Below are 12,462 nucleotides of genomic sequence, written 5' to 3'. Positions count from 1 at the left end.
GTTTTCCCCATGCGCCCATATCGATTCGGTCAACTCTCCCTAAACATCCTTCCCATGCGTAAGGCTGTGCGATCGTCCGGGACCGCGTTCCGGACCACCGCGACCAGGACTGATCGGTCCCGGTCGCCACCCGCTCGTTCCTTTACCTACAAGGGATGCCGATGACCCTCACCCCCCAGCTCGAACCGATATCCGGCGCGAGACGCGTGGCCCGGATAGCCGTGGCCGCCGGTCTGGTGGCCGCGCTCTCCGCGGCGGGGCCGATACCCATGGCCCTCGCCGACGCCGAGGCTCCCGTCGCGGCCGACCCGGGCGTGAAGTCCGCCCATGACAAGCTCGGCTCCGACGACGCGGGCCTCCTCACCGAGGCCAAGGCCGACGGCGACAAGACCGTCACGATGATGGTCGCGACCGCGCCCGGGCAGACCGAGCAGGTCGCCGACCAGCTCGACTCGGTCCAGGGCGGGCTGGTCGGCCGTACCTACGACAAGCTCGGCTACGTCCGCGCGACGGTCCCCACCGCCAAGGCGGACGCGGCCATCGCCGCCGCCGCGAAGCTGTCCTCCGTGCACGGCATCGACCTGCGGCAGGACATCCCGCTGGACGACCCGACCCCGAGCGCGGACACCGCCAAGGGCGCCGCGGGCAAGGGCTCCGCCGCCTACTCGGCGCCGAACAAGAACACCCCCGCCGAGAACCCTTACAACCCGTCCTTCGAGACGGGCGCCGTCGACTTCGTGGACGACCACCCGAAGGCGGACGGCCGGGGTGTCACCATCGGCGTCCTCGACTCGGGTGTGGACCTCGCCCACCCGGCGCTGCAGAAGACCACCACCGGCGAGCGCAAGATCGTCGACTGGGTGACCTCGACCGACCCGGTCGCCGACGGCGATGGCTCGTGGCTGCAGATGTCCACCTCGGCGGCCGGTCCGGCGTTCTCCGCGACCCCCCGCGGCGGCGCCACCGAGACGTTCACCGTCCCGGCCGGCTCGTACAAGTTCAACTACTTCTACGAGTCCGCGACCGCCGGTGGCGACCAGGCGGGCGACGTCAACCGCGACGGCGACACGACCGACGTCTGGGGTGTGGTGTACGACGCCGCGGCCGGCACGGTGCGTGTCGACCTCGACGACGACCACGACTTCGGTGACGAAGAGCCGATGAAGCCGTACAAGGACGGCTACCAGATCGGCTACTTCGGCACGGACAACCCGGCGACCGAGGTCGCCGAGCGCATCCCGTTCGTCGTCGAGATCCGCAAGGACGTCGTCTACAACGCCTCCGGCGCCAAGGCCGACTACGTCAACATGGGCATGATCTCCAGCGAGCACGGCACCCACGTGGCCGGCATCACCGCCGCCAACGGCCTGTTCGGCGGCAAGATGGACGGTGCCGCGCCGGGCGCGAAGATCGTCTCGTCGCGTGCCTGCGTGTTCGGTCCCGGATGCACCAACGTCGCGCTCACCGAGGGCATGATCGACCTGGTCGTCAACCGCGGTGTCGACATCGTCAACATGTCGATCGGCGGTCTGCCGGCGCTGAACGACGGCAACAACGCGCGCGCCGAGCTGTACACGCGCCTCATCGACACCTACGGCGTCCAGCTGGTGGTCTCGGCCGGCAACTCCGGCCCCGGTGCCAACACGATCGGCGACCCCGGCCTGGCCGACAAGGTCATCTCGGTCGGCGCGTCCATCTCCAAGAAGACCTGGGCCGCCAACTACGGCTCGGTCGTGGAGAAGAAGTACGCCATGATGCCGTTCTCCTCGCGCGGTCCGCGTGAGGAAGGCGGCTTCACGCCGACCCTGGTCGCCCCGGGCGCCGCCGTCAACACCATCCAGACCTGGCTGCCGGGCGCCCCGATCGCCGAGGCGGGCTACGCCCTGCCGGCCGGTTACGGCATGCTCCAGGGCACCTCGATGGCGTCCCCGCAGGCCGCGGGCGCGTCCGCGCTGCTGCTGAGTGCCGCCAAGGCGAAGAAGATCGCCCTCACCCCCGCCACCCTGCGCACCGCGCTCACCTCGACCGCCGACCACATCAGTGGTGTGCAGGCGTACGAGGAGGGGGCAGGCCTCATCAACATCCCGGACGCCTGGGACTCGATCCTGGACGGCGCCACCGCGCACGACTACGCCGTCAAGGCCCCGGTCGACACCGCGCTCGACCAGTTCCTGAAGACCCCGGGCTTCGGCTCGGGTCTGTACGACCGTGAGGGCGGCCTCAAGGCCGGCCAGAAGAAGACGTACGACGTCACGATCACCCGTACGTCCGGCGCCGACAAGGCGATCCGCCACGAGCTGCACTTCGAGAACAACGCGGCAAGCACCTTCAGGATCGTCGGCTCCGACGAGGTGAAGCTGCCGCTGAACCAGCCGGTGACCGTCAAGGTCCAGGCCGCGCCGAAGTCCGCGGGTCTCAAGAGCGCGATCCTCGAGGTCGACGACCCGAAGACCGAGGGCACCGACAAGCTGGTCATGACGACGGTCGTGGTCTCCGCGCCGCTCGCCCACACCTACTCGGCGTCGAACACGGTCCAGCGCAACAGCACCCGGTCGTATTTCGTCACCGTCCCCGAGGGCGCCAAGTCCCTCGAGGTCGCCATCGGCGGGCTGAAGGACAAGAGCCAGACCCGGTTCATCGCCATCCACCCGTACGGCGTCCCGGTCGACACCACCAGCACCCCGAACTGCTACAACAACTACCTCGACGGCAACGGCTGCAGGCCCGACGTGCGTTCGTACGCCGATCCGGTGCCGGGTGTCTGGGAGATCGAGGTCGAGTCGCGCCGTACGTCGCCGCTGCTCGACAACCCGTACAAGCTGGACGTCGCCGTCCTCGGCGCGGTCTTCGACCCGGAGACCGTGACCGTGCCCGAGGCCAAGGTCGGCACCCCGGCCACCGCCTCCTGGAAGGTGACGAACAACTTCGCCGCCATCGACGGCAAGCTGGCCGGCGGTCCGCTCGGCTCCGCGAAGTCGGCCCGCCCGACGATCGCCGATGGCGAGACGCACACCACCACGGTCACGGTGCCCGCGGGCGCCAAGTCCCTGGACGTCGCCATCGGCAACGTCTCCGACGCCGCCGCCGACCTGGACCTCGTCGTGTACGACGCGGCGGGCGAGGAGGCGGGCAGCTCGGCCGACGGTGACTCGGAGGAGTCCGTGTCCGTGGCCGCCCCGGCCGCCGGCACCTACACCATCAAGGTCATCGGCTACGCGATCCCGGCCGGCACCACCGCGTACGACTACCAGGACGTGTTCTTCTCCGCCGCCCTCGGCAGCGTCACCGTCGACGACTCGACGCCGGTGAAGCTCGCCACGGGCGCCTCGGCGACCGTCTCCGGCAGCGTCACCGCCGCCGCGGCCGCCCCGGAGGGCCGTGAGTTCTTCGGCCAGGTCCAGCTGCTCAACGCGCGCGGCTCGGTCGCGGGCATCGGCAGCGTGAAGATCGAGAAGGTCACGCCGTAGTCGGTGTGGCTCACGCCGTAGTCGCTACGGCCGGCAGGGCGGGCGTTCGTCGGGGTACCGACGGGCGCCCGCCCTTCGTCATTCGCAGGCGAGCCCGCGCGACGCGGCCACCGAGGCGGTGAGCCGGGCCCGGTCCTGGGCGATCTGCTTCTCGCCGACGAGCCAGTACGAGGGTTGGCGCTCGCCGTTCGGGACGGCGAAGAGCACCTGGTCGCCCACGCGGAGACCGGGGACGACGTTCCCGTCGATCACGTAGGTCAGCTCCTTCTCGTCGTCCGCGCCCGGCTTCTCCGGCTTGTAGTAGCGCGTCACGTCGACGGTGACGCGCAACGACTCGGTGCCGGGAAGCCGCTCCACGCTCGCCGCCCGGCCCTCGGCGATCAGTCGGGAGCAGGCGAGGTAGTGCGGGCTGCCGAAGAGGGAGCCGGCGCCGGAATCCTCCTCCTTGGCGGCAGAGGTGCCGCTGTCCGCCCCGGCGCCCATGCCGCCCCCGGCCTGCGCCAGCAGCCAGGCCATGCCCGACAGCAGAACCGCGGCGGCCGCCACCGCGAGACCGCCGAAGGCGAGGTTGAGGGTACGTGGCCGGGCGCGGGACGGTCGCACGGGTACGGCTACGGGTTCGGGCGCTCGGGCGGCCTGCGGGGGTTCCGCCAGCGCCTGCCCGATGATGCCCAACTGTTCGCGCAGCAGCGCGAGATCGGTCTCGGCGGAACGGTGTTCGGCCATGAAGGCGGCATCCGCGCGGGCGTCGTCGGACAGCGGCTCCTCGGTGAGGGCGGCCATCAGCGCGTCCATGCCGGCGCGTCCGTCGTGTTCGGCGGTCACGTCACACCACCTCGTCCTCGTGCAGCCGCGCCCTCAGGGCCCGTACCGCCGTGTGCAGCCGGCTCTTCACCGTGCCCTCGGGGATGCCGAGCTCCTCGGCTATCCCGCGCACCGGAAGATCGGCGTAGAACCGCAGGACGAGAACCTGACGCTGGGCGTCGGGCAGCTCGTCCAGGCCCTGGGCGACGGCGAGGGAGAGCAGGCTGGTGTCCTCGCCGGAGGTGTGGTCGGCCTGCCGCAGGGAGGCCAGGCGTTCGCCGACGCGTTCCTGGCGGCGCTTGGCCCGGTGCCAGTCCATGGCCAGGTTGGAGGCGACGACCGCCGCCCAGGCGGACACGTCACGCGGCGCCTCGTCGCCCCGCGCCGCGCGCTCCAGCAACCGCAGGCGGACCTGCTGCACCCCGTCCGGCAGGTCCGCCTGCGGCACCCCGCCGAGCGCCAGCACCGCCCGCACCCGGCGTTCCTGAGCAGGGTCCAGCGGGTCGTCCAGCACGTCGTGCGTGCCGTCCCCCTGACCACGGCGGCCCTTTCTGCGCAGCACAGCGCCCCCTCTTCTCGCCGCGTTTCCTCTATGACGCCACCGGGGGCCGAAACGTTCGGCCCCTTTGTGGGGCGTACCGCAGAGGCGTACGTCACACCTTCGCGTGCGGCGGGGCACGGCGGGCAGGGGTGGAGCAGCACAGCTTGCGGTGCGGGGACGCTGCCGGACGAATTTCTGCAGCTCAGCGGGGTCGGGCGTGGAGAACCGGAGCCGGCCCCCGGGCCCGACGCGTCCCATTCCTCGGGCACGCCGCTCAAAGAAGTGGACACGCGGACCGGGACTGACCGCATGATGGAAACACCTCAGCCATGCAGCAGGCACTTGTACGTCACGCACAGAGCACGCAGAAGGAGTCGTCGTGAGGGTCGGAATCGTCGGAGCCACCGGTCAGGTCGGCACGGTCATGCGCAGGATCCTCACGGAGCGGAACTTCCCCGTGACCGAGCTGCGCCTGTTCGCCTCGGCCCGTTCCGCGGGAACCGTCCTGGACGGCGTGACGGTGGAGGACGCGACGGCCGCCGACTTCACCGGCCTGGACATCGTGCTGTTCTCGGCGGGCGGCTCGACCTCCAAGGCGCTGGCCGAGAAGGTCGCCTCGCAGGGCGCCGTGGTGATCGACAACTCCTCCGCGTGGCGCCGCGACCCGGACGTACCGCTGGTGGTGTCCGAGGTGAACCCGCACGCGATCGCCAACCGCCCCAAGGGCATCATCGCCAACCCGAACTGCACGACGATGGCCGCGATGCCGGTCCTGAAGCCGCTGCACGCCGAGGCGGGCCTCGAAGCGCTGGTCGTCGCCACCTACCAGGCGGTCTCCGGTTCCGGTCTGGCCGGTGTGGACGAGCTGTTCGAGCAGGTCAAGAAGGTCGGCGAGGACGCGCCGAAGCTGACGCACGACGGCTCGGCGGCGGAGTTCCCCGCGCCGGACAAGTACGTCGCCCCGATCGCGTACAACGTGCTCCCGCTGGCCGGCTCGATCGTCGACGACGGCCTGCACGAGACCGACGAGGAGCAGAAGCTCCGCCACGAGTCCCGCAAGATCCTGGAGATCCCCGAGCTCAAGGTCTCCGGCACCTGCGTCCGCGTCCCCGTCTTCACGGGCCACTCCCTCCAGGTCAACGCCCGCTTCGCCCGCCCGATCAGCGTGGAGCGCGCCAAGGAGCTCCTGGGCGGCGCCCCCGGCGTCGCGGTCACCGAGGTCCCGACGCCCCTCCAGGCCGCCGGCCAGGACCCGTCGTTCGTCGGCCGCATCCGCCAGGACGAGACCGTCGACAACGGCCTGGCGTTCTTCGTCTCCAACGACAACCTCCGCAAGGGCGCCGCGCTGAACGCGGTGCAGATCGCGGAGCTGGTGGCGGCGGAGCTCAAGGGCTGACGCCGTTCCGTACGCAGCGGGGGCGCCCACCGATACCGGTGGGCGCCCCTTCGCGTGCTCAGAGAGCCAGATGCCGCCGCAGCGCCGTGTCGATCCCGGTCATGCGTTGCCGAGGCACGGAACCGCACACTCCCGCCCCGTGGTCACCTACTGAAGCAGACGTTGAACGGTGCGGGCCGCCTCAGCGCCGAACCGGGGTCCGGGGGCGCAGCCCGTACGGGACGGTCATCTCCTGGCCGGCCGAGGCGGATGGCAGGGTGGCCACAGGCCGGGAGCCTGGAGGCGGAGCCCCCGGGCGATCCGCTCCCCCGGCCGGCTCCGGCGCGGACAGGTCACAGGTCGGGGGCCGACTCCGTGGTCACGTCCGCGGCGAAGATGCGGCGGCCGTTCTGTTCCAGGGTCACCAGCACGCGGCGGCGGCCCTGGGCGTCGGAGGGCAGCGGGTCCGTCCAGACCCAGCAGGGCGAGTCGAACTCGGCGTACCGGATGAACTCGGTCTCCATCGCCACGACGGTGGACGGGCGGGCGCTCGCGAGGTGGGCCGCCTGCCGGGCCGCCTCCAGCAGGAGCATGCCGGGGGCGTGGTCGACGGGGTGGTCGAAGAGGGTGGGGTGCGTGAGGTCCACGCGCAGCTGCCGGCGGCCGGCCCGGTCCGTGGGCGACAGCACCACGTCCTCGGCCCGGTCCCGGGCCACCCGTGCCGGGGTGACGGCCGGTCCGGGCGGCAGCGCCCGCGCCTGGGCCCGGGCGAGGTTGGCGTACGGGCCGCGCAGGCGCTGGTACACGGCGGCGGGCTGGTTGTTGAAGCGGGTGCGTGCGGTGCCGAGGCACTGGCCGTTGAGGGCGATGTCGACCGCCATGGTCAGCGCGGCCAGCCGGGTGCCCCTGCGGACTATGTCCGAGCACGCTATGCGCAGTTCGAGTTCGGCGGGTGTCGTGGTGGCCACCAACGCGACCGAGTTCAGGTCGAAACGCAGCTGCTCCCATGCCTGCCGGTGACCGAACGGGACGCCGTAGGCGACGTGGGACAGCAGCGGTACGGCCTGGCGGACCGACTCCGCCAGCAGGAGCGGGTCGTAGTGGCCGTGGACCGGACGGTAGAAGGCGTGGTCGCGTGGCCAGTGCGCCGTGATGGAGAAGGAATCGGCGTCCAGGACCCGCCAGGAGGAGAGCAGAACCTCCGCTCCGTTCGTCTTGTGGACGTGGCTCTGCAGTACGGCCATCGGCGTCCCCATGGTCCCGACGGTCTCGTCGGTCCCGTCTGTCGCGTCGGTCCCGTCTGTCGCGGTCTGCGCCAGGGTGGTGACTGGATCGCGCTGAAATACTCCGGACATGCTGAAATCCCCCCAGATTGCTGATGTGTGGAGCAGGTGACCCCCAATAACATAAAGAGCGTTCTTTTTTTCAACACCAAGCACAAGTAAAGTGTTCTTCTGGTTCAGGTCAAGAAACGCCAGCGCTCGGGCTCTTTCGCTGCTCAGGAGGGTTGCCAGGACCGGCCCGCCCGCCGATAACATAAGGAGCGTTCTACTTTTTGGGAGGTACAGCCGATGGCCGCTGCGAAACAGGAGCGTGCAGTGCAGACCCGGGAGTCGCTCCTGCAGGCAGCCGCGGAGGTCTTCGACGAACTCGGGTACGCGGGCGCGAGCGTCAGCAGGATCCTGAAGCGCGCCGGGCTCACCGCCGGAGCGCTCTACTTCCACTTCGAGTCCAAGGAGGACCTGGCGCGGGCGGTGATGAACAGCCAGCCCGACACGGTCGTCCCCTGGCTCGAATCCACCGGCCTCCAGCGGCTCGTGGACATCACTCTCATCTGGGCAAAGCGGCTCCCGGTGGACCCGATGCTGCGGGCGGGCGTCCGGCTGACCAACGAACAGACCTCCTTCGGACTGCAGGACGCCACCCCCTATCAGGAGTGGACCGGGATCATGGCCGAGTGCCTGCGCGACGCGCACCAACGCGGTGAGCTGCAGGCAGGCGTGCAGGCCGACGAGGTCGCCGAGTTCGTCGTCGAGGCGTGTACCGGCATGCAGATGTTCTCGGCCGTGGTCAGCGGCCGCACCGACCTGATGGAGCGCACCACGAGGATGTGGCGGCTGCTCCTGCCCGGCATCGCGGTCCCGGCGATCGTTGCCCGGACCGAGGTGAGCCCGGAGCGGGTGCGGGCGCTGGTCGGCTGAGGGCGCGGCTTTCCTGAGTCCGCCGCGTCGAGTCCGCCGCGCCGATCCGCCGCGCGGCGACGGCTCGCACGGCGGGGAACGCGTACGGCGCCCCGCGCGTCGTACGACCTGTACTTCGCGTTGTTTCGCGTTGTCGCGGCAAGGGCGCCGCGCACCGTGTCCCTGTTCCCGCCGGACCGGCCGCCCGTGCTCGCGGTCGCTCCGGCCGTCCACGGAGGATTCATGTCCCACGGTTTCGAGCGGCTGCGGCTGGCCGCGCTCAACATCGACGGCGTGCTGCTGAACGACACGTTCAGCCCGGTGATCCACCAGTTCGTGGTGAGCCGCGGCGGCCACTACACCGCGGAGCTGGAGCGCTCGGTCTTCTCCCAGCCGCAGCGTGTCGCGGGGCGGAACATGGCCGCCGCGGTGCCCGGGAACCTGACCGGCCCCGAGGCTCTGGCCGCGTACTTCGAGGAACGCGACGCGTATGTCGCCCGCCACCCCGTCACCGTGCTGGACGGCGCGATCTCGCTGGTGGTGCGCCTGCGGGCGCTGGGGCTGCGGACGGTCTGCTACGGCGGTCTGCCCGCCGAGCACTTCGAGCGCTTCCTCGGTGACCACGCCCACCTGTTCGACGGCCCCGGCTACGTGTGCACCGACGGCTTCCGGCCCGGCGTCCACGAGATCACCACCGAGGTCTTCGGACTGCGCCACGACGAGGCGCTGTTCGTGGACGACGTGGCCCGGGTCGCCGAGGCGGCCCGCGAACTGGGCGTCGCGTTCATCGGGCACCCCACCGACTTCGCGCACAGCCACCAGCCCCGGCTGATGCGGGAGGCGGGGGTGCGGTACCTGGTGGGCTCACCCGCCGAGATCGACGAGCCGATGCTGCGGGCCGTGGACTCGGAGGTCGCCGACGGCACCTTCTGGGCCCCCGGGCTCGCGGCCGAGGCTGTCGACAGACCTCGGGCTTCGGCCGCCGTATGACCGCGGACCGGCCGACCGGGCCGTTCCGGGTCGTCTTCGACCAGCTTCGTCACGTCGTCTTCAAGAAGTCCTGTCACGGGGGGAGTCACAGCGCATGAGCAGTGGACAGAGCATGCTGAAGGACAGAGTGGCCATGATCACCGGTGCCTCCAGCGGTATCGGCGCGGCGGCTGCCCGGCTGTTCGCCGAGGAGGGGGCCGCGGTGGTCCTGATGGCCCGGCGCGAGGAGCAGCTGGGTGCCCTCGCCGACGACATCGCCGCGTCCGGCGGACGGGTCCTGGCGGTGCCGGGTGACGTCACGTCGGCCGCGGACGTCGAGCGGGTCGTGGGGGCGGCGCTGAAGGAGTTCGGCCGGCTCGACTGCTCCTTCAACAACGCCGGGTACGCCACCGTGGGCACCGCCCTGCACGAGACGGACGCCGGTGTCTACGACCGGACGATGGACGTCAACGTGCGCGGGGTGTGGAACTGCATGCACCACCAGATACCCGCGATGCTGGAGCGGGGCGGCGGGACGATCGTGAACACCTCCAGCGTCGCCGGGATCCGGGCCAGCGGGGCCGGTGCCGCCTACGTCGCCGCGAAGCACGCCGTCATCGGGCTGACCCGCGCCGCCGCCGCCGAGTACGGCGAGCGGGGCATCCGCGTCAACGCCCTGGTCGTGGGCAGCACCCGCACCGAGATGATGGAAGAGGTGCTGCGGAAGGCACCGGAGCTCGAGGAGCGCTTCGCCGCGGACGCCATCCAGAAGCGGGTGGCGGCACCGGTCGAGGTGGCGCAGGCGGCGGCCTGGCTGTGCAGCGACCGCTCCTCCTTTGTCACCGGCGCGGCGATGCCCGTCGACGGGGGTGCGACGGCCGCCTGAGGCGGGGGCGGGCGGGCGGCGGTCGACGTCCGTGAATCCGGTGCGACTTGGGGCAGTCGACGGCGACAGCGGCGGACCCGCGCTGGTGTCCTGACGTGGTCCGGTGACGTGTCCGTCGCCGTGTCCCGTCGCTTCGTCCCCGCGAAGGAGTCCGCCATGCCCGAGGCCGGTGCGCCGCCCTCCCCGCCCCAAGCCCCAGCCCCAGCCCCAGCCCCAGACTCAGGTCCAGTCCCAGACTCAGGTCCAGGTCCAGGTCCAGGCTCAGGTCCAGGTCCGGACCGAGCCCGCGCGCCGCGCGAACGCGGCGCGCGGGCGCTCGCCGTCCTCGGGCTGAGCGCGTTCGTGGTCGGCACCGCAGAGTTCGTCGTGGTCGGCGTACTGGACCGGATATCCGCCGGACTGCGCGTGCCCGTCTCCACCGTCGGCCTGCTGGTCACGGCGTACGCGCTCGGCGTCTGTGTGGGCGGCCCGGCGCTGACCGCGCTGACGATCCGGCTCGACCGACGGTTCCTGCTGTGCATGGCGCTGGCGCTGTACGCGCTGGCGAACGCGATGGCCGCCGTCGCGACCGGCTTCGCACTGCTCCTCGCCGTGCGGGCGGTCGCGGGAGCGGTGCACGGGCTGTTCGTCGGTGTCGCGTCGGCCGCCGCCGCGAGCCTGGTTTCCCGTGAGCGCAAGGGGACCGCGGTGGCCGTGGTCTTCGGCGGCATCGCCGCGGCCAACCTGCTGGGCGTGCCGCTCGCCACGTACGCGGGCCATGTCCTGCCCTGGCAGTCGGTGTTCGCGGGGATCGCCGTGCTGGGCTGCGTCGCACTCGGGCTCACCCTCGCCGTGGTACCGCCCGTGACGGGCACCGGTCACGGCGCGCTGCGCGCCCAGACCCGGTATGTGCTGACCCGGCCCGCGCTGCTCGCGCTGGGCACCGCAGTCCTGCTGTTCTGCGGTCAGTTCACCGTGTTCACCCTGCTCGGGACGTACCTCCAGCGGATCACCGGCGTCTCCGGCACGCAGGTCGGCATCTTCCTGCTGGTGTTCGGCGCCGCCGGGACGGTCGGCACGATGCTCGGCGGCCGCCTCGCCGACCGGGACCCCGGTACGACGCTGGTGGTGGCCGGTGCGGTGCTCGTCGTTGACCTGGTCGTCCTGTTCCTGGTCGGCCCGCACCCGGTGCCGGCCGCCGTCGCGGTGGCCGCGTTCGGGCTGTTCGGCTTCGGCCTGGCACCCGCACTGCAGTTGCGGACCATCGAACTCGCGGGCCCCGGTGGGGACTTGGCCTCGACGCTGGGCGCGTCGGCCGGGAACGCGGGCATCGCGGCCGGATCCGCCGTCGCCGGCTGGTTCGCCGCACGGTACGGGGTCGGCGGGCTGCCGCTCACCGCCGCCGGGATCTGCGCGGTGACGCTGCCGCTGCTGTGGGTGCTGCGCCGGATGAAGCCGGTGGGTACCGCTGCCGACGCTTCTGCCGGGTCCACCCCGGAGGCGGTCGCCGTCACGGGATGACGAACGGTGCGGCCGCCCCCGGTCAGGGAGGCGGCCGCACCGTCGTTCGCCGGGTACTCAGCGCACTGCCCGGCGCACGTCCTCCTCGCGGTACTCGTCCGCCGAGCCGGTGGCCGTGGCCTCGCGCAGCTCGATACGGCGGATCTTGCCGGAGACGGTCTTGGGCAGGGGCGCGAACTCCAGGCGGCGGATGCGCTTGTACGGCGCGAGAACCTCGCGGGAGTGCTCGAACAGCATCTTCGCGGTGTCGGCGCCGGGCTCCCAGCCCTTGGCGAGAACGACGTACGCCTTGGGCACCGCGAGCCGCAGCTCGTCGGGCGCGGGCACCACGGCCGCCTCCGCGACCGCCTCGTGCTCCAGCAGCGCGCTCTCCAGCTCGAAGGGGCTGATCTTGTAGTCGGAGGCCTTGAAGACGTCGTCGGCCCGCCCGACGTAGGTGATGTAGCCGTCGGCGTCGCGCGCGCCGATGTCCCCGGTCCGGTAGTAGCCGCCGGCCATCGCCTCCGCCGTACGCTCCTCGTCCCCGTGGTAGCCGCGCATCACGCCCACCGGGTCCGGCCCGAGATCCAGCGCGATCTCGCCCTCGTGGGCGCCGGGCGCACCGGTGACCGGGTCGAGGAGTTCGACGCGGTAGCCGGGGCTGGGGCGGCCCATGGAGCCGGTCTTGAGGGGCTGGCCGGGGCTGTTGGAGACCTGGACGGCGGTCTCGGTCTGCCCGAAGCCGTCCCGGATGGTCACGC

At 71.5% G+C, this 12,462-nt stretch carries 10 protein-coding genes; 6 read left to right on the top strand and 4 right to left on the bottom strand.

Annotated features, from left to right (window positions below; genetic code table 11):
• Positions 1–161: 161 nt before the first annotated feature.
• Positions 162–3,467, top strand: coding sequence for a S8 family serine peptidase (locus tag KUM49_RS20565; RefSeq protein ID WP_217238357.1), 3,306 nt, complete (start codon positions 162–164; stop codon positions 3,465–3,467).
• A gap of 78 nt (positions 3,468–3,545) precedes the next feature.
• Here the strand turns inward: KUM49_RS20565 and KUM49_RS20560 are convergent, their stop codons facing one another.
• A complete protein-coding gene (locus KUM49_RS20560) occupies positions 3,546–4,292 on the bottom strand; it encodes a hypothetical protein (protein WP_217238356.1) in 747 nt (248 codons plus the stop codon).
• A gap of 1 nt (position 4,293) precedes the next feature.
• Positions 4,294–4,833, bottom strand: a complete 540-nt coding sequence (locus tag KUM49_RS20555) for a sigma-70 family RNA polymerase sigma factor (protein ID WP_217238355.1) — start codon at positions 4,831–4,833, stop codon at positions 4,294–4,296.
• Positions 4,834–5,191: 358 nt separating this feature from the next.
• Here KUM49_RS20555 and KUM49_RS20550 point away from each other — a divergent pair, with 358 nt between their 5' ends.
• Complete coding sequence (locus tag KUM49_RS20550; RefSeq protein ID WP_217238354.1) at positions 5,192–6,208, top strand: aspartate-semialdehyde dehydrogenase; 1,017 nt, start codon at positions 5,192–5,194, stop codon at positions 6,206–6,208.
• Between the two features lie 332 nt (positions 6,209–6,540).
• Here the strand turns inward: KUM49_RS20550 and KUM49_RS20545 are convergent, their stop codons facing one another.
• Positions 6,541–7,542 (bottom strand): ScbA/BarX family gamma-butyrolactone biosynthesis protein, encoded by a 1,002-nt coding sequence (locus KUM49_RS20545; RefSeq protein ID WP_254401546.1) that lies wholly within the window; start codon positions 7,540–7,542, stop codon positions 6,541–6,543.
• 216 nt (positions 7,543–7,758) lie between these two features.
• Between KUM49_RS20545 and KUM49_RS20540 the strand changes: the two genes are divergently transcribed.
• From KUM49_RS20540 to KUM49_RS20525, 4 genes are all read left to right on the top strand, one after another.
• On the top strand, positions 7,759–8,388 hold the full coding sequence (locus KUM49_RS20540; RefSeq protein WP_217238353.1) for a ScbR family autoregulator-binding transcription factor: 630 nt from the start codon (positions 7,759–7,761) through the stop codon (positions 8,386–8,388).
• Between the two features lie 222 nt (positions 8,389–8,610).
• Positions 8,611–9,357, top strand: a complete 747-nt coding sequence (locus tag KUM49_RS20535; RefSeq protein ID WP_217238352.1) for an HAD family hydrolase — start codon at positions 8,611–8,613, stop codon at positions 9,355–9,357.
• A gap of 94 nt (positions 9,358–9,451) precedes the next feature.
• A complete protein-coding gene (locus KUM49_RS20530; RefSeq protein ID WP_217238351.1) occupies positions 9,452–10,222 on the top strand; it encodes an SDR family NAD(P)-dependent oxidoreductase in 771 nt (256 codons plus the stop codon).
• 156 nt (positions 10,223–10,378) lie between these two features.
• Positions 10,379–11,722, top strand: coding sequence for an MFS transporter (locus KUM49_RS20525; RefSeq protein WP_254401545.1), 1,344 nt, complete (start codon positions 10,379–10,381; stop codon positions 11,720–11,722).
• A gap of 57 nt (positions 11,723–11,779) precedes the next feature.
• Here KUM49_RS20525 and KUM49_RS20520 read toward each other — a convergent pair.
• Positions 11,780–12,462 (bottom strand): AMP-binding protein (locus tag KUM49_RS20520; RefSeq protein WP_217238349.1); only part of this gene is annotated, 683 nt, incomplete at its 5' end.

The sequence above is a fragment of the Streptomyces sp. AC555_RSS877 genome (assembly GCF_019049245.1).
GTDB lineage: Bacteria > Actinomycetota > Actinomycetes > Streptomycetales > Streptomycetaceae > Streptomyces.
The sequence above is the reverse complement of the archived record's forward strand: the minus strand, read 5'-3'. Positions and strand labels throughout refer to the sequence as shown.